A 21,985-nucleotide genomic window follows, 5' to 3' on the forward strand; every position below is an offset into this window, starting at 1 on the left:
GGTTTTGCGTATTAGGGAAAGTTGGCTTCGGCGCTGATGCGTTCGTCTACTTCGGTGATGAAACGCGAAGGCCTCTGGGCGGACCAGGCCAGATGTACTTCAGATCGGGCGCGGGTGAAGCCGACGTAGAACAGGCGCCGCTGCTCGATCACGTCGTTCGGTGTCGGATTTGCTCTGGGAATTCGACCTTCATCGATCCCGAACATGACGACGACGTCAAACTCCCTCCCTTTTGCGCTATGGAGCGTACTTAGATTAATCCGGTCATTCGCTTGCCCAACCCCGAAGAACTGTCCCAAAGTTACGTCAGCGAGATCCGCGTCTCCTTCCAGGCGCGAAGCAAGCGCCCTCATGATCGCAATTTCGTCTGAAATTGTCCTGCATCCGATCGCAGGCGCCTGGAGAATTTGTGCATCAAGTTCGCGGAGCCAGACCGTAAAGGAGAGCGAGCCATCTCGCCTGGCCCACAGAAACTCCATCAGCGCACGCTTGAACTGCGATCGATCACCATCCGAGGTGAGGGTCTCCGAGAGCATGCGCATCGCTGCTGATGCGATCCTCACCCACCGGGGTTCACCCGCCTGCCATCCCCCGCAGCACCAGTGCGCGCAATTTTCGATCCAGCGCATGATCCTGCTAGATCTTGGATACAGAGCATTCGTATCAGCTCGGACAAAGGACCATCCGTGCTCTGCGGCTGCCGCAGCTACCGCATCTCCAATGAATGCCGCGGCATACAGGATCGCGATGTTGCCCCGTTGAATGCCAGGATTTCGCGCTTCGATGCCGGGGAGCAGCGTGGAAAACAGCCATGCGGCCTGTCCCTCATAATTCCCGGTAATTGGATGGAAGTAGACAGTACCCTCGGACGCGCCATCCACAGCCTGGTACCCGCGAGCCTCCCCGAGGGCGTATTCTGAGACTGCTACGATCCTGCGGCCGCTTCGGTAGTTGAGGCCAAGCGTGACTGTCTCGACATCGTCGCGCCCGGAAAGCCGCCGCAGCAACTCGGGTCTTGCGCCTATGAATCCATAGATCGACTGGTCGGGGTCGCCCACTGCGAGGAGCCGGATCCCCGTTCGGAAGCATAATCCCAGCACCATCTGGTGGAGAGCCGTGCCGAGGTCCTGGTATTCATCGACGGCGAGGACCGGATACTTGGCGAGAATCGCGCGCCGAAGCCATGGATTCCCAACGAGAGCCCTCAGTGCCAACAGCGGCATGTCGTCGAAATCGATGAGGCCCGCTTCCCGCAATGAGGCCTCGTAGGCCGCGGCGAGAGCTGCACGCTGCTGGTTGGCATTGATCCAGGAAGGATGCGTGCGATCTAGATATCTGCGGCGGTGGAAATCCATGCCGAACCGAAAATCTTCCGGATTTCCGGCGCCGCCGATCACCTCCCGGTACGCTCGGGCGAACGCAATTCCCCTCTGCTGCGTGTCCGCGACTTGGAACTGTGCCGGAAGTCCTACGCCGAGCGAACCCGCATATGGGATCAGGATCTGCGTCAGCGAGAAGGAATGCACGGTGCCGATGAAGACGCGCTTCCCGGGCTCGACGCCGAGGGCAGCGAGACGATCTTCCAGTTCGCGGGCGCATTCGTTGTTGTAAGTAATGCATGCCACCCCGCGTGGCGCTTTGACATCCTCGTTGAGGATGCGGGCCAACTTGATCGTCATGGTCTTCGTCTTGCCGCTTCCCGGCCCCGCGAGCACCACACAATGGCCCGTTGACTGGTAGGCCTGCCACTGGGCCGGGTTCGGTCTCAGTTCTTCGGCTGCCGCGAGATAAAGAGAGGCGTCAGACACGGTCGACCACGTGCTCGATCGCGCGCTTGATGTAGCCGGGAACCTCGATGCCCGCAATGCGGGAGCTCAGGCGTTGTGCGAAGCGCCCTTTGCCGATGGCTTCGATCAGGGGCAGCAGTTTATCGGGCTCCATGGTGTCCGGGTCAGCCTCCCAATCGTCAATCCGCGCCGTCCGAACGTCGCCGAAGTTTCCTTCCCTCAACCCGGCGATCATCGCTGCAGTGAAGTCGCCATTGAAAAGCTCCACCTCCAACGTGTCGCTGTTTGTGAATACCCCAAACTCCTCGATGCTTTCATCGAAACGGTCCCAATCACGCGTGGAAAGAAGCTCATCGAAGTATTCTTCGTCATACGTCTTGGTTCGCATGCCATCCAACAGCCGGGCCAACGCCACAGTTCGTTTCTGGCCTCTGTCACCATCGGGATCGAAATCGGTGATGATCGAGAATGGGATTTTCAGCGCCTCGAGAAATTTCGCGTACGGGGTAAAGTTCGTTCCGGCGACCGAGCAGACCGTGATACCCAACCCGTCGAGATCGAATTCGAGCTCCTCGGCAAACCTGGGTATCAGGAAGCGTTCGGCGTCGCCCTCGACCAGGATGACGCCACGTGCAAACAGCATCTCTGCGCGGGTGATGTCGAGATAGCGACTGAGATCATCGGCCTCGTCAGTATTCAATTCGAGTGACGCGGTCGAGCATCCGACAGTCTCGTTTTCATCTTCGCGAAGCAGAACGAGAGATCGGACTGGCGCAACACTGGCAATGTGCGGCGAGTGCGTCGTCATGATCACAGACATGGGAGGATCGTCCTCATCCCCCTCGGTCGGACCGGCATCCTGGAAAAGACTGCGATAGACGAGCCTCTGAAGATGCGGATGGAGGTGCGCTTCAGGTTCCTCGATCGCGAGCAGCGAATGATCCCGCTTGTCGCCCGCGATCAAGTTATGAAGCTCCATCGTCTTCAATGTGAGAAAGATCAGGTTGGCCGAACCAAGGCTGGCCTCCGCGACACTACGCTCTCCGGAGTCGATCAGCAGCTTGATCTGTCGATGGAGCTTCGAGGCATTGGTGGCCGAGAAACCGAGAGTGGGATTGACGTCCTGTCGGTCTCCGCTCATCGCGCGAAATGATTGGGCGATGTCGTCCTCGAGATCGGACACCGCTTCGAGTTCCATGAGCTGTCCGGTAGCTGCCTCTATCTGGTCGGCAACACTCTGCAGGTCATCGCGGTCGATGGTGGCGAACGCGGACTCTATCAAGGGTCGAAGTGGCGAGCGGCGCCAAACTGCGAGGTCGCCCTCGGCATCGCGAAGAGCTGGCAGCACATCCATCGTGATCCGGCTCCGCACATCGTAGCCGAACTTCCTTGTCGGATCCCTGCCGCCGTAACAAACGAACTCGAAGTCCTTCTCGCTCGCCGGAGCCCTCAGCAAGGAGGACTTCGCCCTGAATTCAAACGTCAGTGAAACCGTCTGCGGGTCGCCCGGAATCCGAAAATCCGTGAGAACGGCGAGGACATCCGGATCATCTTCGAAATCCATGATCTCGACGGAAATCTTGATTCGGGTGTCTTGATCGAACTCATCTATGCCATCCCAGAAGTCACCAAGCTGAAGCTCCCTCGCGCTGTCCGGTAGTGATGGATCGAAGATCAGGCGGAGACCGTAAAGGAGGTTCGATTTCCCAACGCGGTTTTCTCCGACGACTACGACATTGCCTGCGAGGGTTACGTCAAGATTTCTGAAGTTCCTGAAGTTGTCGATCGCAATCCGTGAAAGGTACATGAAGGTTCCCGCCCTAATCCGTCGGGAAGATACCCGATTCTCGGAACGGTTGCTTTTTTGAAAGTGTGCAGGGTCGCTTCGTTTGCATCTGGTTAAAGGGCAATGCATCCAGAGCGTCTGGGCATAAACGTCCGTGGGGGGTGATTTGCCGCTTGCATCATCGGGCGTGATCGGCCGCAATATAGTTCAGGTTCAAACCTATCGCGGAGAAACTGCCAGACCAACGCTCTGAGGCGCAAACCTAGGCGATCTTACTAGGGCGAAGCTTATGGCTATGAGTCAGCCTTCAAAACGGTGGCGCACCCGACAGGATTCGAACCTGTGACCTTTGGAATCGGAATCCAACACTCTATCCAGCTGAGCTACGGGTGCATGCCGAAGGCGGTTTGAATCGCCTGTCCGATGGGTGGTTCTTAGCCTAGCTTGCGGCTGGCTTCAATCGCGAAATTCTCGGAAATACCGATGCTTGCAGTTTGACGGGTGTTTTTATCCGTCAGCCCCAGGGAACGCCACATAAAAAAACTCCACCGTCCTTGCGGGCGGCGGAGCATGATTGTTATGGACTGTCGCCTTATGGCGGTCAGATCTGCATGGCGCCGGGGCCGGGGATCGCCTTTGGCGGCACCTTGCCAAGGATGATCATGCCGAGGACCTCGTCCTTGGTCACATCCTCGGTGCGGGCGTGGCCCACCACCTGGCCGTTCTTCATCACCGAGACGCGGTCGGCGAGGTCGAAAACGTCGTGGATGTCGTGGCTGATGAGGAAGATACCGATGCCTTCCTTCTTCAACTGCTTGATCAGCTCGCCGACCTGCGCCGTCTCCTGGGGCCCGAGTGCCGCCGTCGGCTCGTCCATGATCAGGATGCGGGCGTTGAAGAGGATGGCGCGGGCGATCGCCACCGATTGCCGCTGGCCGCCCGAAAGCGCCTTCACCGGTTCCTTGAAGCGCTTGAAGTTGGGGTTGAGCCGCCCCATCACCTCGCGGGCCGAGGCCTCCATCGCCACGTCGTCGAGCGTGCCCCAGCGGGTCTTCAGCTCGCGGCCGAGATAGAGGTTGGCGGCGGCGTCGACATTGTCGGCGACGGCGAGCGTCTGGTAGATCGTCTCGATCCCGTATTTCTTGGCATCGCGCGGATTGCGGATGTCGGCCGGCTCGCCGTTGATCAGGATCTCGCCGCCATCACGCTTGTAGGCGCCGGAGAGGATCTTGATGAGCGTCGACTTGCCGGCGCCGTTATGGCCGAGCAGGGCGACCACTTCGCCGGGGTAGAGATCGACCGAGGCATTGTCCACGGCGTGAATGCCGCCGAAGGCGATCGAGATGTTTTTCAGTTCCACGAGGGGAGTGCGTTGATCAGCCATATCCAGGGCTCCTCTCACTTGGCACGGGCGCGGTAGACGGTGTCGAGCCAGACCGCCACGACAAGGACGGTGCCGACGACGACGCTCTGAAGCGGCGTATCGACATGCGCGAGCACCATGCCCGACTGCAGCGACTGCATGACGAGCGCGCCGAGCATGGCGCCGGCGATGGTGCCGGTGCCGCCTGCCAGCGACGTTCCGCCGATGACGGCGGCGGCGATGGTGTAGAGCTCGTCGAGCGTGCCCTGCGAGTTCGTTGCGGCGTTGAGGCGGGCGGTTGATATCGCGGCTGCGATAGCGGCCAGAACGCCCATCAGCGCGAAGATCCTCACGGTGACCCAGCGGGTCTTGATGCCGGCGAGCTCGGCCGCTTCGGGGTTGCCGCCGATCGCGAAGACATAGCGGCCGAAGCGAAGGCGTGTCGCGATGAAGGTCATGATGATGCCGACGACGATGGCGATCAGCACCGGCACGGCGATGCCGTAGGGAATATCCAGGCCGGTCTCGGGCCAGGGAATATTGTTGGTCTCGGCATATTTCTTGGCGATGTTGATCGGCCAGTAATAGCTGTTGGCGATTGAGACCGCGCCGAGGATGAGCACGCAGCTCAGGATGGCGAGGAAATATTCAGCCCACATCGGCCGGCGCGGAAAGCCGAAGCGACGGCGCTGCCGGCGTGAGCCGACGATGCTGGCGATGACGAAGAGGCAGGCGCCGATACCGACGACCCAGCTCCAGGTGGCGCCGATCGAGCCTTCGGCGCCGCCGCCCATGATGCGGAAGGTCTGGTCCATCGGCGCAACCGTCTGGCCGCTGGTGACGAGCCAGGTCGCGCCGCGCCAGACGAGCAGGCCGCCGAGCGTGACGATGAAGGAGGGAACGTTCAGGAAGGCGATGATGATGCCCTGGAAGGCGCCGATCAGGAAGCCAGCTGCGATGCCGATCAGCAGCGTGATCGCCCAGGTGAAGGGGCTGTCGAAGCCGATATATTCCGGCAGGATCTTGGCCTGCGTCACGCCCATGATCATGCCGCAGAGGCCGAGCACGGAACCGACCGACAGGTCGATGTTGCGGGTGACGATGATCAGCACCATGCCCGTCGTCATGATGGCGATGTCGGTCGTCTGAACCGAGAGGTTCCAGAGATTGCGCGGGGTCAGGAACAGGCCGCCGGTGATGATGTGGAAACCGATCCAGATGATGATGAGCGCGCCAATCATGCCGAGCAGACGCGTGTCGATCTCGGTGGCGCGGAAGAAGCGGGTCACCGGATTGGCTTCCGCCGTTCGCGGCCCGCTTGATGTTGTGGATTTTACCATTTCGGCCATGGGTTTGCCGTTCCCCCACTGTGTTTGGACGGACGCGCCGGCGTGCCCGAATCTGCCATCGGCGTCATGCGTCTGTTCTTCAACTAGCCATCGCGATGCTTGCGGAAACCGGTCGCGTGGCGTCGCGACACCCTTCCGGCAGGGAATGAAAACCCGCGATGGTGCGGCGAGGCGGAGAAAACTTCGTCGTTGGAATTCTCATCCGCGTCCGGCGCCGCAGCGGTGTTGCGCTGCGGCGCCGGCAATTTCAGTTACAGCCCTGGCTTACTTGCAGGCAGCGACGCTGTCGGCCTTGACGCCCTGGCAGGCTTCCGCCTTGGAGATCCAGCCGGCGTCGATGACGACGTTCAGGTTGTCCTTGGTGATCGCCAGCGGCTTCAGGAAGACCGACTGCATTTCAACACCCTTCGGGCCGCCCTTGAAAGCCTGGGCGCCGTCGATCTTGCTCATGTCCTTGCCGCCGGCGAGGTCGAGAGCGATTTCCGCGGCGCGCTTGCCGAGTTCGCGGCTGTCCTTCCAGACGGAAACCGTCTGCGTGCCGAGAGCGATGCGGTTCAGCGCCGCCTTGTCACCGTCCTGGCCGGAAACCGGAACGGAGCCGGCAAGACCCTGCGCGTCGAGCGCTGCGATCGCGCCGCCGGCCGTGCCGTCGTTCGAAGCGACGACGGCGTCAACCTTGTTGTTGTTGGCGGTCAGGAACTGCTCCATGTTGCGCTGGGCGTTCTCCGGCAGCCAGCCGTCGGTATAGGCTTCGCCGACATTCTTGATCTTGCCGGCATCGATCGCGGCCTTCAGCACTTCCTGTTGGCCCGAGAACAGGAAGTCGGCGTTCGGGTCGGAAGACGAGCCCTTGATGAAGACGTAGTTGCCTTCCGGCTTGGCCTTGAAGACGCCTTCAGCCTGCAGGCGGCCGACTTCCTTGTTGTCGAAGGTGATGTAGAAGGCAGCCGGGTTTTCGATCAGGCGGTCGTAGCCGACGACCGGAATGCCTTCAGCAGCGGCCTTTTCGATGGCCGGGCCGATCGCGTCGGAGTCCTGAGCGAGGATGATGAGCGCGTTGGCGCCTTGCGAAATCAGCGATTCGACGTCGGTGAGCTGCTTTGCGGCAGAAGACTGCGCGTCAGCGGAAATATACTTGGCGCCCTTGGCTTCGAGAGCCTTCTTGATGGCGGCTTCGTCCGTCTTCCAGCGCTCTTCCTGGAAATTCGACCAGGAAACACCGACGACGAGATCGGCAGCCATGGCAGCGGTATGTACGGAAACGAGGATGGCAGCACCGGCCATCAATTTGAAAATAGACTTCATAATGTCCTCCCGAGTGAGTTGCGGCCGGCCCAGCCCATGCTTCCTCCGGCCACCGCGAAAAAGCCTGTCGGGAAAGATTTGGATTTTTTTCTCGACAGTCGAGAAATTTAGTGTCAGAGATTTTTTCAACTGTCAACACTGCACTACCGGCTTAATTCGCTTGCGCAACAGCGACCGGAGATGCAGTGGAAACCACGGGAAGAGCAAGCAGGAGGAGAGGGCGGCATTCATGCTGACCAAGTCGAGCACGGAGCTGGTCCGGCAGAGAAACAGCGTGCTCGTGCTGTCCGTGCTGCGCCGCCACGGCGCGCTCGCCCATACCGAAATATCCGATTCCACCGGGCTTTCCTCAGCCACCATCTCCGCGATCACCGCCGACTTGGAAAAAGCCCAGATCATCGAGAAATCCGAGCAGCAGCCGGCAAGCGGGCGTGGCCGGCCGCGCGTGCTTTTGCGCCAGCGGCGCGATTGCGGCTATCTCATCGTCGTCATCATCTCCTCGGATGCGGTGCAATATTCGCTTGTGGATTATGCCGGCAAGCTGATCGACCGCTTCAGCGAGGAGCGTTCGCACGATCCGGCGGGTGCCGTGCGCTTCGTCGCAGCAGTACGCGCCGGGCTTTCGCGCATTCTCGATCGTTCGAAGATTACGCAGGAAAAGGTGCTGCTGATCTCGATCAGCAGCAAGGGGCTGGTCAACTCCACCGAGCCGGTTCTTCTGTGGTCACCGATCTTCGGCAGCGAGCAGATCGATTTCGAATCGGCGCTCCGGCCGGAATGGCAGGCCAAGGTGATCCTGGATAACGAGACGCTTTTAGTCGCCGCAGCGCTCGGCGCGCGTGAGGAGAATATGAAGGGCGCCGATTTCCGCTCGCTCGCCGCCCTTTCGCTCGGCCACAGCATCGGCCTCGGCATCGTCAGGCGCGGCAACCAGACGGGCCAGGAGATCTCGGCCCCCAATTTCGGGCACATGCTGCATATGGCCAATGGCGGCCTCTGCCGCTGCGGCACGCGCGGCTGCATCGAGGCCTATGCCGGTTTTTACGCCATTCTGCGCAGCGCCTTCGAAGTGCCGCTCGATACCATCCCGGCCAAATTCGTGCCGGTGGCGGAACTCGACAAGATCGCCGCCAAGGCGCGCCAGGGTCACCGCATCTCCGCCTTCGCTTTCCGCCAGGCAGGGCTGGCGCTCGGCAACGGCCTGTCGCGCATGCTGAGCCTGACCGAGCGCATGCCGATCGCCATCACCGGCCCGGGCACACGTTACTACGACCTGCTGCGCCAGGGGATCGAAGAGGGCCTCGGGCAATCGCATGTCGTGCGCATGGAGGGCATGCCCGAAATCAGGGTGGTCCCCGAAGAACAGATCCTCGTCTTCGAAGGCCATCTGAACCGGGCGCTATCGGTGATCGATCAGGATATCGTACTCTCGGGCGTACAGAGCGCGGAATGAGGGCGCGTTGCTGAAATGCATGGGGAGCAGGTGTCCTCTCTCCGACATAGAGTCAAACGCCACCAAACGCGAAATGGCCGGGCAAATGCCCGGCCATCTCATGCATGGCTTCCGGTCGGGAGAGGGCCGTCAGCCGATCTTGATGAGCTTGCCTTCCTTGACCGACTGAACCGCGGCATCGGCGAGCGCCAGCGCTGCGAGGCCATCGGCGCCTGAGGGAGAAATCTTCGAACCCTTCTCGATCGCGGCGATGAAGGCTGCGATCTCGTTGGCATAGGCTTCGGTGTAGCGGGTCATGAAGAAGTCATGCAGCGGCGGGCGGGTGTAGCCGTCGCCGTTTGCCACCTCGATCGAAACAGGGCGCTGGTTTTCGGCCGCAGCCATGCCCTTTGCGCCATGCACTTCGATGCGCTGGTCATAGCCGTAGGTGGCGCGGCGGGAGTTGGAGATCACCGCCTGCTTGCCCGATTTCGTCTGCAGGATCACCGAGACGCTGTCATAGTCGCCGGCTTCACCGATCGCCTTGTCGACGAGTACGGCGGCAGTCGCCAGCACCGAGACCGGCTCTTCGCCGAGCAGGAAGCGGGCCATGTCGAAATCATGGATCGTCATGTCGCGGAAGATGCCGCCGGAGCGCTTGATATAATCGACCGGCGGCGCGCCGGGGTCGCGCGAGGTGATCGTCACCATCTCGACATCGCCGATCTTGCCGTCGTCGATGACCTTGCGCACTGCCATGAAATGCGGGTCGAAGCGGCGGTTGAAACCGACCATCAGCTTGGCGCCGGTCTCTTCCACCACCTTGATGCAGGCCTTGACGCGGGCGACGTCGAGATCGATCGGCTTTTCGCAGAAGATCGCCTTGCCGGCGCGGGCGAAGCGTTCGATCAGGTCGGCATGTGTATCCGTCGGCGTGCAGATGACGACGGCGTCGATATCCTTGGCGGCTTCGATCGCCTCGATGGTGCGGACTTCGCAGCCATAGGCGGAGGCGATCGCTTCGGCAGCCTGCGGAAAGGCGTCGGCGACCGCGACGAGCGTCGCATTGGCGTCGCCGCTGACGGCCTTTGCATGGACCTTGCCGATGCGGCCGGCGCCGAGAAGACCAAATCTCACTGTCATTCTAACCTCCCTTGAATTCGGAACAAATAAACCGAATTGCCAAAAATCTGGAATTTTCATTCCATCTTCTGCGGACCACGTCAAGCCCGCGGATCTTTCACATTTGCAAGATTCGAACCAGAGCCTTCCTGGTCGGATTGACGTCTTCCGCGAGTGCAGGTTTTGCCCGGGGTAAAGCCGATAGCCTCTGATCCTGGCGTAAAGATGCCCGGCCTTTCAGCCAAGAGAATACTTTAATCTGATCAGGAAAGGTTCTAGAGACAATCGCAGCACGGGCCGAAGGCAGTGCGACATATGCGACCGCGGGGCAGGAATGCAAATCATCGATCCGAACCATCCGGCATACCGTCATCTTTGGGTGCGTGTTGCCATTATTGCCGTCTGCTTCGGCTGGGCCGTGGTCGAATTCGTCACCGGCGATCCGTTCTGGGGCGTGCTCGCGGGCGGGGCAGGCGCCTATTCCTTCTATATGTTGTTCTGGACCTTCAATCCGCAGCCGCCGGTCATCGAGCCACCCGTGCAGCCCGACGCCGAGGACGAGGACGAACCCGCGGCGACCGCTGAAAAACCTTCGAAGGACGGGCCCGCGGAATAGTCAGCGGCCGATTCGGCGCAGTGCTTCGTCGATCAGCAGGTTGGCCAGCATCATCCGCTTCGTCGCATTGTCGCGGAAGGGCAGCGCGACGCCATCGGGATGATTGGCCCGGGCGAAGGCGCGGCGCTTCTCGCGCAGTGTCAGCGGCGTATCGGCGGCGGAGATTGCCAGTTCGGCGGCAACCTCGTGCGGTGTCGTGCGGGCGAGATGATCCGGCATGGCGGGCTCGGCTGGAGGCGCAGCCGCCGGCTTTTCCACGACCCCGGCGCTAACATCGAGATCCAGATTGTCGAAATAGGCCTGGCCGACGTGCTGCGAGGCAGCCGAGACGCCCTCCATGACATCGAAGGCAAGCCCGGTGCCGAGGCCGGAGACGCGATGGGCGGCCGGCGCATCGGCGTCTTCGGCCGTCTCGTCCTCCGCCTTCAGTCGCTCGAGGACTGATTGAAATACCGACTGCCCGAACAGCATCACGCCTTCCTTGAGAGCATCTCCGTTTTTCTTCGAATCACGGAAATGCTCTATCTCTTTGTTTTTACGCAATTCCGGACGCAAAACCGCGGCACACTTTTGCTGGAATTGCTCCAGGCGCATTAAAAGAGAGCAAGATGGCGCAGGGCTTGCGGGCTTGTCAGCCGGCTTGTCAGCCGGCTTGTCAGCCGGCCTGCTTGCGGCTCTCCTCGAGGATGATGTCGTAGAGCAGCCTTGCGCTCGGCGGCAGCGCCCGTTCCCTCGCCGTGATCATGCTGTAGGGCTTGACGTTGATGTCGAAATCGATCGGCAGCATGCGCACATCCGAGGCATTCGAGCTCTGGCTGGCCAGGAACTGGGCGACGTCGACGGCGACCGGAGCAATCGCATCGGTCTCGCAGATGATGGCGCAGGTCAGCAGCAGCGAAGAGGTGTTGACGATGTTCTCAGGCAGCGCCACGCCACGCGACAGGAAAACGTCCTCGATCGTGCGGCGCAGCAGCGTGCCCGGCGGCTGGAACACCCAGTCATAATCCCGGACGTCGGAAAGGCTGCTCACCTTCTGCTTCATCAGCGGGTGGCGGTCGCGCACGATCAGGCAAGCCCGCTCGATGCCGATCTCCGTCACCTCGAAGAGGCGCGGGTTGAGATCGTCGGGGATGCGGCCGATGATGAAGTCGTGGCGGGCGGCGAGCAGCTCGCGGGCAAGCACGTTGCTCGTCTCCACCTGGATGTTGATCTCGATGCCGGGATAGGCCTTGCGCACCTTGTTGATCGCCGGGACGACGAGGCTCATGGCCGGCGCCGTCACCGAACCGATGAAGACCGAGCCGCCCTTGCCGCTTTTCAACTCGCCGATCTCGCGGCTCGCCTCGCGCAGCTCCAGAAGGATCTTCCGGGCCCTGCGCGCCAGCGCTGCGCCGAAGGTCGTCAGCACCACGCCGCGGGCCACGCGCTCATAGAGCGATGTCTTGGTGATTGATTCCATTTCGGACAACATGCGCGACGCGGCGGGCTGCGAGATGTTCAGGACTTCCGCAGCTGCGGAAATCTGTCCACTATCTTCGATTGCGACGATCATCCGCAGGTGATTCAGCTTAAGTCCTGCACGCAGAAGGCTGTCATCGCCGAAATTATCACTGTGGATATCGACGTAGTCCATCGAAAATGGCTCGGAAACAATCGTCATGGTTGCAGCCTCCTCGCTGCGCTCCATCAAAAGTAATACTTTTTAACGATATACCAAAATTGTTATGCACGTTAGCACTTATTCTATTTGACAGTTATAGGAATCCATACCAGTTTGCCGCCGTGTGCTGGTTGGCACTCAACACGTGTGAGATCGTGGAGGAGACCTACTTCGTTTCTCACCATCTGAAGTAACTATCCAATACGGAACCTGCCACAGTTTCGGGGCGGGCGATTTTTCGTCCGCTGCTCTATTAACAAGGGAGAGAGAAATGAAATCCATTATCTCATTGATGGCTGCGGCTGCCTTCGGCGTCGCTTCGTTCGTTGCGCCGGCGCTCGCCGCGGACAAGGGCACTGTCGGTATCGCGATGCCGACCAAGGCTTCGGCTCGCTGGATCGACGACGGCAACAACATCGTCAAGCAGCTCCAGGCTGCCGGTTACGGCACTGACCTGCAGTATGGCGACGACGACATTCCGAACCAGCTTTCGCAGATCGAAAACATGGTGACCAAGGGCGTCAAGGTTCTCGTCATCGCTTCGATCGACGGCACGACGCTTTCCGACGTTCTCCAGAAGGCACACGACGCCGGTATCAAGGTCATCGCTTATGACCGTCTGATCCGCGATTCGGGCAACGTCGACTACTACGCAACGTTCGACAACTTCCAGGTCGGCGTTCTGCAGGCTGGCTCCATCGTTGACGGCCTCGGCCTCAAGGATGGCAAGGGCCCGTTCAACATCGAACTCTTCGGCGGTTCGCCGGACGATAACAACGCCTTCTTCTTCTATGATGGCGCAATGTCCGTCCTGCAGCCCTACATCGACAGCGGCAAGCTCGTCGTGAAGTCCGGCCAGACCGGCATGGACAAGGTCGGCACGCTGCGTTGGGATCCGGCAACGGCCCAGGCCCGCATGGACAACCTGCTCTCGGCTAACTACACCGATGCCAAGGTCGATGCCGTCCTGTCTCCCTATGACGGTCTGTCGATCGGTATCATTTCCTCGCTGAAGGGCGTTGGTTACGGTACTGCGGCCCAGCCGCTGCCGATCGTCACCGGTCAGGACGCTGAAATCCCGTCGGTCAAGTCGATCATTGCTGGCGAACAGCATTCGACGATCTTCAAGGACACCCGCGAACTCGCCAAGGTCACCGTTGCCATGGTCGATGCCGTGATGTCCGGCAAGGAGCCTGAAGTCAACGACACGAAGACCTACGATAACGGCGTCAAGGTCGTTCCGTCCTATCTGCTGAAGCCGGTTGCCGTCGACAAGACCAACTACAAGCAGATCCTCGTCGACAGCGGTTACTACACCGAAGACAAGCTGAAGTAACTTGAGCAGGAGGCCGGAGCCCGCGCTTGCGGGTTCCGGCCTTCGATTTTATGATTACCCGGCCATTTAACGGCTGGGGGCGCTGGAACTTTGACTATGGACAATACCATCCTCGAGATGCGGAGCATCACCAAGACGTTCCCGGGCGTCAAGGCGCTGGAGAACGTGAACCTCAAGGTTCGCCAGGGTGAGATCCACGCATTGGTGGGCGAAAACGGGGCCGGCAAATCGACCCTGATGAAAGTGCTATCAGGCGTCTATCCCACCGGAAGTTATGACGGCGACATCGTCTATGAAGGCGAGACGCGCAACTTCAAGGCCCTGAGGGACTCCGAAGAAATCGGCATCGTCATCATCCACCAGGAACTGGCGCTCGTGCCGTTGCTGTCGATCGGCGAAAACATCTTCCTCGGCAACGAGAATGCCAAGAGCGGCGTCATCAACTGGGACGAGACGTTCAACCGTACCAAGCAGCTGCTCAAGAAGGTCGGCCTGCAGGAATCTCCGAACACTTTGGTGACCGACATCGGCGTCGGCAAGCAGCAGCTCGTCGAGATCGCCAAGGCGCTGTCGAAGAGCGTGAAGCTGCTTATCCTCGACGAGCCGACGGCCTCGCTCAACGAAAGCGATTCCGACGCTCTGCTCAACCTGCTGATGGAGTTCCGCAAGCAGGGCATCACCTCGATCATCATTTCCCATAAGCTGAACGAGATCCGCAAGGTCGCCGACCAGATCACCGTCCTGCGCGACGGCATGACCGTCAAGACGCTCGACTGTCACGCGGACGAAATCAGCGAAGACATCATCATCCGCAACATGGTCGGCCGCGATCTCGAAGACCGCTATCCGCCGCGTTCGGTGCCGATCGGCGAAACCATTCTCGAAGTGAAGAACTGGAACGCCTATCACCAGCAGCACCGCGACCGCCAGGTTCTGCACAATATCAACATCACCGTCCGGAAGGGCGAGGTCGTCGGCATCGCCGGCCTGATGGGGGCAGGGCGCACCGAATTCGCCATGAGCCTGTTTGGCAAGGCCTATGGCCACAAGATCTCGGGCGAGGCGCTGATGCACGGCAAGCCGGTCGACGTCAGCACCGTGCGCAGGGCGATCGACGCGGGTCTCGCTTACGTTACCGAAGACCGCAAGCAGCTCGGCCTCGTGCTCAACGACACGATCCTGCACAACACGACGCTCGTCAATTTGAAGGCGGTGTCGAATGCGTCCGTCATCGACAGCGTCAAGGAATCGCGGGTTGCGACCGACTATCGCTCGAAGCTGCGCATCCGCTCCTCCAGCATCTTCCAGGAGACGGTCAATCTTTCCGGCGGCAACCAGCAGAAGGTGGTGCTGTCGAAATGGCTGTTCTCCAATCCCGATGTTTTGATCCTCGACGAGCCGACGCGCGGCATCGATGTTGGCGCAAAATACGAAATCTATACTATCATCAACCAGCTTGCCGCCGATGGAAAGGGCGTTCTGATGATCTCGTCGGAAATGCCCGAACTGCTTGGCACTTGTGACCGCATCTACGTGATGAACGAAGGACGCATCGTCGCTGAACTGCCGAAGGGAGAAGCAAGCCAGGAAACCATCATGCGCGCTATCATGCGCTCAGGGGAGAAGAAGCAATGACACCGATCAATCAACCCATCGCTGAGCAGGGGCGTGTCGTCTCCATCGGAGACTATGTTCGCGGCAACATCCGCGAATATGGCATGTTCATCGCGCTCATCGCGATCATGGTGTTCTTCCAGTTCTCGACCGGTGGCGTTCTCTTCAGGCCGCTCAACCTGACCAATATCATTCTGCAGAACTCGTTCATCGTCATCATGGCGCTCGGCATGCTGCTGGTCATCGTCGCCGGCCATATCGATCTGTCGGTCGGGTCCGTCGTCGGCTTTATCGGCGCTATTGCCGGCGTGATGACGGTGCAATGGCACACCAATTATGTCCTGGCGGGTATCGTATGTCTTGCCATGGGCGCGCTTGTCGGCGGCATCCAGGGCTATTTCGTCGCTTATCACAAGATTCCGTCCTTCATCGTCACGCTGGCCGGCATGCTGGTCTTCCGCGGCCTGACGCTGTTCGTGATGACGGCATCGGGGACCGGCACCAGCATCGGTCCTTTCCCGCCGGCCTTCCAGCTGATCAGCATCGGCTTCCTGCCGAACGCTTTCGATATGGGCGGCATCAACTCGACCTCGATCATCCTCACCGTCGTCGGCGCCGTCGCCCTCTTCTATCTGGCATGGCGCAAGCGTCTGTCGAATGAGAAGCATGGCAACGACGTCGAGCCGCTCGGCTTCTTCCTTGCCCAGAACGCCCTCGTCACGCTCGCCATTCTGGCGCTCGGCTATCAGCTGTCGATCTATCGCGGCTTCCCGAACGTGCTGATGGTCATGCTGGTTCTGGTCGCTGCCTATGCCTTCATTACCCGCCGTACGACGATCGGTCGCCGCATCTACGCCATGGGCGGCAATGAGAAGGCGACGAAGCTTTCCGGTATCAACACCGAGCGGCTGACCTTCCTGACCTTCGCCAATATGGGCCTGCTCGCCGGCCTGGCCGGTCTGATCGTCGCGCTGCGTCTCAACTCGGCGACGGCCAAGGGCGGCTTCGGTCTTGAACTCGACGTGATCGCTGCCTGCTTCATCGGCGGCGCATCCGCCCAGGGCGGCGTCGGCAAGGTGACCGGCGCTGTCATCGGCGCTTTGATCATGGGCATCATGAACAACGGCATGTCGATCCACGGTCTCGGCACCGACTCGCAGCAGATGGTCAAGGGCGCTGTGCTCCTCGCCGCCGTGTTCTTCGACGTCTATAATAAGAACAAGGGCTGAGCGCTTCCGAAGCGCCAGCCAGGCATTCGCAGTCATATGAATGATGGATTCCGGCTCCTGATGGAGCCGGACAGGCGGAGCTTTTTCCTGTCTTCGCCGAAACGAGAAGGATCGAAGACGTGCTTATTTCCCAGATCAAAGGTGCCAACGGAGAGATCGTCGTCGCCGTGCGTGAGCCGGGCGGCGCTGCAAAGTCGGTCAACAATGCCGGCAGCGTCTATGCGCTGGCGATGGAAGCCGCAGACGGCGGCAAGTCGCTTGCCGCGGTCATCGAGGCGCATGGCTACGGCGATGCCGTCGATCTTGAAAAGGCCTATGCGGAAGGCCGCTTCCTTCCGCCGATCACCCATCCCGATGCCGCCCATCTGCATCTGACCGGCACCGGCCTGACACATCTGGGATCGGCGGCAACGCGCGATTCCATGCATAAGAAGACCACCGAAGCCGCCGAGGAAACCCTGACGGACTCGATGAAGATGTTCAAGATGGGGCTGGAGAACGGCAAGCCGAAGGCCGGCGAAAAGGGCGTGCAGCCCGAATGGTTCTACAAGGGCAACGGCTATGGCACGGCAGCCCCCGGCGCGCCGCTGATCTCGCCGTCCTTCGCGCTCGACGGCGGCGAAGAACCTGAAATGGCTGGCATTTACGTGATCGCCAAGGACGGCTCGCCGTTCCGCATCGGCTTTGCGCTGTCGAACGAGTTTTCGGACCACGTCACCGAGCGGATCAACTATCTCTATCTGGCCCACTCCAAACTGCGCCCGGCCGCCTATGGTCCGGAAATCCGCATCGGCGCCGCACCGGACGATATCCGCGGCACCTCGCGCATCAAGCGCGGCGACAAGGTGATCTTCGAAAAGCCGTTCCTGTCGGGCGAGGCGAACATGTCGCACACCTTCGCCAATCTCGAATATCACCATTTCAAATACGGCCTCTTCCGTGTGCCGGGCGATGTTCATGTCCATATGTTCGGCACGGCGACCCTTTCCTTTGCCGACGGCGTCAAGACCGAAGAGGGCGACGTCTTCGAGATCGAAGTCGCCGAATTCGGCCTGCCGCTCCGCAATCCGCTTGAGGTGGCCGCCGAGGAAGAGATCGCCGTCCGGCAGCTCTGAATTCAAGACGTGGCCGCATTCGGTGGCCGAGTCATGCTCGTAAACGGTAAAGGAGGCTTGTTAAGCCCATGACCATTTATCAAAACCTGATCGCCGGCGAATGGGTCGGCTCGAACGCGACGAAGAACATCAACCCGTCGGATACGAATGAAGTCGTCGGCCTCTATGCCGACGGCAGCGCTGATGACACGAGAAACGCCGTTGCCGCCGCCAAGGCCGCCTTCCCGGCGTGGTCGCGCTCGGGCATCTGGGAACGTCACGTCATCCTGAAGAAGACCGGCGACGAGATCATGGCGCGCAAGGACGAGCTCGGGGCGCTGCTCGCCCGCGAGGAAGGCAAGACGCTGCCGGAAGCCACCGGGGAAGTGATCCGCGCCTCGCAGATTTTTGAATTCTTCGCCGGTGAAGCGCTGCGGCTGGCCGGCGAGGTCCTCCCCTCGGTTCGCCCGAACATCGGCGTCGAGATCACCCGCGAGGCGCTTGGCGTCATCGGCATCATCACGCCGTGGAATTTCCCGATCGCCATTCCCGCCTGGAAGATCGCGCCGGCGCTCTGCTACGGCAACACCATCGTCTTCAAGCCGGCCGAACTGGTGCCCGCCTGTTCCTGGGCGATCGTCGATATCCTCAACCGCGCCGGGCTGCCGAAGGGTGTGCTGAACCTCGTCATGGGCAAGGGCTCGGTCGTCGGCCAGGCGATGCTCGAAAGCCCCGACGTTCACGGCATCACCTTCACCGGTTCCACCGGCACCGGCCGGCGCGTCGCCGCTGCCTCCATCGAGCATAACCGCAAGTTCCAGCTGGAAATGGGCGGCAAGAACCCGATGGTCGTGCTCGACGATGCCGACCTCAACGTCGCCGTCGAGGCCGCCGCCAATTCCGGCTTCTTCTCCACAGGCCAGCGCTGCACGGCTTCGTCGCGCCTGATCGTCACCGAAGGCATTCACGACAAGTTCGTCGCAGCACTCACCGACAAGCTGAAGACGCTGGTCGTCGACAACGCGCTGAAGGCCGGCACCCATATCGGCCCGGTCGTCGATGAGCGGCAGCTGAAGACCGATACCGACTATATCGAGATCGGCAAGTCGGAAGGCGCCAAACTCGCCTTCGGCGGAGAGGTCATCTCGCGCGACACACCCGGCTTCTATCTGCAGCCGACGCTGTTTACCGAAGCGACCAACCAGATGCGGATTTCGCGCGAGGAGATCTTCGGGCCTGTGGTCTCGGTGATCCGGGCGAAGGATTACGACGAGGCGCTCGCCATCGCCAACGACACGCCGTTCGGCCTGTCGGCCGGCATCGCAACGACCAGCCTGAAACATGCGACGCACTTCAAGCGCAATTCCGAGGCCGGCATGGTGATGGTCAACCTGCCGACGGCAGGCGTCGATTTCCACGTTCCCTTCGGCGGCCGCAAAGGTTCGTCCTACGGCCCGCGCGAGCAGGGCAAATACGCCGCCGAATTCTACACAACCGTCAAGACCGCCTACACGCTGGCTTGAGACAAAGGCGATGATCCGTACCGTACGAGGCGGTCCGGCGACATCCTGAAGGATAGAGACGATGAAGAAGAAAGCGGAATGGCCGCGCAAGCTGAGGTCGCAGGAATGGTACGGCGGCACGAGCCGCGATGTGATTTATCACCGCGGCTGGCTTAAGAACCAGGGGTATCCGCACGACCTGTTCGATGGCCGGCCGGTGATCGGCATCCTGAACACCTGGTCGGATATGACCCCGTGCAACGGTCATCTCAGGGAGCTCGCCGAGAAGGTGAAGGCGGGCGTATGGGAGGCCGGCGGCTTCCCGCTCGAGGTGCCGGTATTCTCGGCATCGGAAAACACCTTCCGGCCGACCGCGATGATGTATCGCAACCTTGCCGCGCTCGCGGTGGAAGAGGCGATCCGCGGTCAACCGATGGACGGCTGCGTATTGCTGGTCGGCTGCGACAAGACCACGCCGTCGCTTCTCATGGGAGCGGCTTCCTGCGACCTGCCGTCGATCGTCGTCACCGGCGGACCGATGCTGAACGGCTATTTCCGCGGCGAACGGGTCGGCTCGGGCACGCATCTGTGGAAGTTTTCCGAAATGGTGAAGGCCGGCGAGATGACGCAGGCCGAATTCCTTGAGGCGGAAGCCTCGATGAGCCGTTCGTCGGGCACCTGCAATACCATGGGCACCGCGTCCACCATGGCTTCCATGGCCGAGGCGCTCGGCATGGCACTGTCAGGCAATGCCGCGATCCCGGGCGTTGATTCCCGCCGCAAGGTCATGGCGCAGCTCACCGGCCGGCGGATCGTCCAAATGGTCAAGGACGACCTGAAGCCCTCCGACATCATGACGAAGCAGGCTTTCGAGAACGCCATCCGCACCAACGCGGCCATCGGCGGATCGACCAATGCCGTCATCCACCTGCTCGCCATCGCCGGCCGTGTCGGCATCGATCTTTCGCTTGATGACTGGGACCGCTGCGGCCGCGACGTTCCCACAATCGTCAACCTGATGCCGTCGGGCAAATACCTGATGGAAGAGTTCTTCTATGCGGGCGGCCTGCCGGTGGTGCTGAAGCGGCTCGGCGAGGCAGGTCTTCTGCACAAAGATGCGCTGACGGTCTCCGGCGAAACCGTCTGGGACGAGGTCAAGGAGGTCATCAACTGGAACGAGGACGTCATCCTGCCGGCTGAAAAGGCGCTGACATCTTCGGGCGGCATCGTCGTGCTGCGCGGCAATCTCGCGCCGAAGGGCGCGGTGTTGAAGCCTTCGGCCGCCTCGCCGCATCTCCTGGTGCACCGGGGCAGGGCCGTGGTGTTCGAGGACATCGACGACTACAAGGCCAAGATCAACGACGATAATCTCGACATCGACGAAACTTGCATCATGGTCATGAAGAACTGCGGGCCGAAGGGTTATCCCGGCATGGCCGAGGTCGGCAACATGGGGCTGCCGCCGAAGGTGCTGAAGAAGGGCATCCTCGACATGGTGCGCATTTCCGACGCGCGCATGTCCGGAACGGCTTACGGCACCGTCGTGCTGCACACCTCTCCGGAAGCAGCCGTCGGCGGACCGCTGGCGGTCGTGAAAAATGGCGACATGATCGAGCTGGATGTGCCGAACCGTCGCCTGCATCTCGACATTTCCGAGGAAGAACTGGCGCGGCGGCTCGCCGAATGGCAGCCGAACCACGATCTGCCCAAATCAGGCTATGCCTTCCTGCATCAGCAGCATGTCGAGGGGGCCGATACCGGTGCGGACCTCGACTTCCTCAAGGGATGTCGCGGAAACGCTGTCGGTAAGGACAGCCACTGACAGCGTAGATCCAGGATTGGAAATCGTTGAAAGGCGGGGCATCACCCCGCCTTTTTTGCACTTGTTCAATGAGAAGATGGCGGCAATTTTGACGTGCGACGCCTCCCGAAATAAGGTGGATTTCGGGAGTGTCCAGTCAGCTCTGGCTTTGACTTTGCATCTGGCCGCCGTCTTCTACCTTCACGGTGACCGACAACGTTTCGCCCGGCGTACCGATGCGCATGCCTGAAATCGGCGCGGCGTCGCGGTAGCAGAGGCCGGAGGCGATCCTGACGTACCGGGCATCCGGGCAGATCTCGTTGGCGGGATCGAAGCCGACCCAGCCGAGGCCGGGAATATGGGCCTCGGCCCAGGCATGGGTCGCCGCCTGCTCGACCTTCTCTTCCATCATCAGATAGCCCGAGATGTAACGCGCCGGCACCTGCAGGGCGCGGGCGGCGGCAATGAAGATGTGCGCGTGGTCCTGGCAGACGCCGCTCTTCTTCTCCAGCGCCTGTTCGGCCGTCGTCTCGGTGTTGCTGGTGCCGGGCTTATAGTCGACCGTCTCGTGGATTGCCGCCATCAGCGCATGCATGCGGGCAAGCTCGTTATCGCCTCCGACGCCCTTGATCAGTTCCTTGACCAGCTTGCCGCCCTTTGTCAGCGGCGTGTCGCGCAGAAACAGCCAAAGTGGGCAGAAGCCGGTATGCGGGCCGGTGACGCCGTTGTTGTCCTCCGTCTCGACCTCGCCTTCGGCCAGAATGCGCGTCACGTCCTGCTCGCCTTCCAGCGAGACCAGATTGACGTGATTGCCGTACTGGTCGTCATACTCGACCTCGGGTACGGCACCCTCGACGTTCAGCGCCCAGGTGAGGACTTTCTGATGGGGGCTCGTCGGCGGCGTCAACCTCAGCCGTTGCAGCGAGAACTGCGTCGGTCCGTCGTAGCGGTATTCGGTGAGATGGCTGATCTTCATTCTCATGTTCTGA

Annotated in this window: 17 protein-coding genes and 1 tRNA gene; 8 read left to right on the forward strand and 10 right to left on the reverse strand. The window is 60.9% G+C overall.

Features of this window, described 5'->3' with window-relative positions; translation table 11 throughout:
• Positions 1–11 precede the first annotated feature (11 nt).
• The 6 genes from ACMUVN_RS00345 to xylF form a co-directional block, all read right to left on the reverse strand.
• A complete protein-coding gene (locus tag ACMUVN_RS00345; protein ID WP_414814767.1) occupies positions 12–1,808 on the reverse strand; it encodes an ATP-dependent helicase in 1,797 nt (598 codons plus the stop codon).
• The gene (locus ACMUVN_RS00350) at positions 1,801–3,594 is read right to left on the reverse strand and encodes an ATP-dependent nuclease (RefSeq protein WP_280817743.1); all 1,794 of its coding nucleotides are present in this window, start codon (positions 3,592–3,594) and stop codon (positions 1,801–1,803) included. The genes ACMUVN_RS00345 and ACMUVN_RS00350 overlap by 8 nt, the downstream gene beginning before the upstream one ends.
• Positions 3,595–3,889: 295 nt before the next feature.
• A tRNA-Arg gene (locus ACMUVN_RS00355) sits at positions 3,890–3,966 on the reverse strand.
• Between the two features lie 208 nt (positions 3,967–4,174).
• The gene (locus ACMUVN_RS00360) at positions 4,175–4,957 is read right to left on the reverse strand and encodes an ATP-binding cassette domain-containing protein (protein ID WP_047611477.1); all 783 of its coding nucleotides are present in this window, start codon (positions 4,955–4,957) and stop codon (positions 4,175–4,177) included.
• A 14-nt stretch (positions 4,958–4,971) separates the two neighbouring features.
• A complete protein-coding gene (locus ACMUVN_RS00365; protein WP_047611475.1) occupies positions 4,972–6,285 on the reverse strand; it encodes a sugar ABC transporter permease in 1,314 nt (437 codons plus the stop codon).
• Between the two features lie 264 nt (positions 6,286–6,549).
• Entirely contained in the window at positions 6,550–7,590 is a 1,041-nt protein-coding gene (xylF, locus tag ACMUVN_RS00370; protein ID WP_097542037.1) for a D-xylose ABC transporter substrate-binding protein, read from the reverse strand.
• Between the two features lie 229 nt (positions 7,591–7,819).
• On the opposite strand from xylF, the gene ACMUVN_RS00375 reads away from it, so the two are divergent.
• Positions 7,820–9,043 (forward strand): ROK family protein, encoded by a 1,224-nt coding sequence (locus tag ACMUVN_RS00375; protein WP_414814768.1) that lies wholly within the window; start codon positions 7,820–7,822, stop codon positions 9,041–9,043.
• Between the two features lie 129 nt (positions 9,044–9,172).
• On the opposite strand, the gene iolG is transcribed toward ACMUVN_RS00375, so the two are convergent.
• Positions 9,173–10,165: an inositol 2-dehydrogenase gene (iolG, locus tag ACMUVN_RS00380; RefSeq protein ID WP_047614355.1), complete on the reverse strand. Its 993-nt coding sequence runs from the start codon at positions 10,163–10,165 to the stop codon at positions 9,173–9,175.
• 313 nt (positions 10,166–10,478) lie between these two features.
• Here iolG and ACMUVN_RS00385 point away from each other — a divergent pair, with 313 nt between their 5' ends.
• A complete protein-coding gene (locus tag ACMUVN_RS00385; RefSeq protein ID WP_063474457.1) occupies positions 10,479–10,760 on the forward strand; it encodes a hypothetical protein in 282 nt (93 codons plus the stop codon).
• On the opposite strand, the gene ACMUVN_RS00390 is transcribed toward ACMUVN_RS00385, so the two are convergent.
• Positions 10,761–11,231: a hypothetical protein gene (locus tag ACMUVN_RS00390; protein ID WP_414814769.1), complete on the reverse strand. Its 471-nt coding sequence runs from the start codon at positions 11,229–11,231 to the stop codon at positions 10,761–10,763.
• A gap of 184 nt (positions 11,232–11,415) precedes the next feature.
• Positions 11,416–12,420 carry a LysR family transcriptional regulator gene (locus ACMUVN_RS00395; protein WP_063474691.1) on the reverse strand — a complete coding sequence of 335 codons (1,005 nt, stop codon included), beginning with the start codon at positions 12,418–12,420 and terminating at the stop codon, positions 11,416–11,418.
• A gap of 271 nt (positions 12,421–12,691) precedes the next feature.
• Here ACMUVN_RS00395 and chvE point away from each other — a divergent pair, with 271 nt between their 5' ends.
• The 6 genes from chvE (at position 12,692) to araD (ending at position 21,017) form a co-directional block, all read left to right on the forward strand.
• The gene (chvE, locus tag ACMUVN_RS00400) at positions 12,692–13,756 is read left to right on the forward strand and encodes a multiple monosaccharide ABC transporter substrate-binding protein (protein ID WP_047611463.1); all 1,065 of its coding nucleotides are present in this window, start codon (positions 12,692–12,694) and stop codon (positions 13,754–13,756) included.
• A gap of 96 nt (positions 13,757–13,852) precedes the next feature.
• Positions 13,853–15,391, forward strand: coding sequence for a multiple monosaccharide ABC transporter ATP-binding protein (gene mmsA, locus ACMUVN_RS00405; protein ID WP_414814770.1), 1,539 nt, complete (start codon positions 13,853–13,855; stop codon positions 15,389–15,391).
• Complete coding sequence (gene mmsB / locus ACMUVN_RS00410; RefSeq protein WP_047614346.1) at positions 15,388–16,599, forward strand: multiple monosaccharide ABC transporter permease; 1,212 nt, start codon at positions 15,388–15,390, stop codon at positions 16,597–16,599. The genes mmsA and mmsB overlap by 4 nt, the downstream gene beginning before the upstream one ends.
• Before the next feature lie 119 nt (positions 16,600–16,718).
• Positions 16,719–17,714 carry an AraD1 family protein gene (araD1, locus tag ACMUVN_RS00415; RefSeq protein ID WP_414814771.1) on the forward strand — a complete coding sequence of 332 codons (996 nt, stop codon included), beginning with the start codon at positions 16,719–16,721 and terminating at the stop codon, positions 17,712–17,714.
• Between the two features lie 68 nt (positions 17,715–17,782).
• Positions 17,783–19,216, forward strand: a complete 1,434-nt coding sequence (locus ACMUVN_RS00420; protein WP_414814772.1) for an aldehyde dehydrogenase family protein — start codon at positions 17,783–17,785, stop codon at positions 19,214–19,216.
• Between the two features lie 61 nt (positions 19,217–19,277).
• Complete coding sequence (gene araD, locus ACMUVN_RS00425) at positions 19,278–21,017, forward strand: L-arabinonate dehydratase (protein WP_047611438.1); 1,740 nt, start codon at positions 19,278–19,280, stop codon at positions 21,015–21,017.
• A 136-nt stretch (positions 21,018–21,153) separates the two neighbouring features.
• On the opposite strand, the gene ACMUVN_RS00430 is transcribed toward araD, so the two are convergent.
• Entirely contained in the window at positions 21,154–21,978 is an 825-nt protein-coding gene (locus tag ACMUVN_RS00430) for a transglutaminase family protein (RefSeq protein ID WP_063474461.1), read from the reverse strand.
• Positions 21,979–21,985 lie beyond the last annotated feature (7 nt).

The organism is Rhizobium sp. IY2, assembly GCF_047532935.1.
GTDB lineage: Bacteria > Pseudomonadota > Alphaproteobacteria > Rhizobiales > Rhizobiaceae > Rhizobium > Rhizobium anhuiense.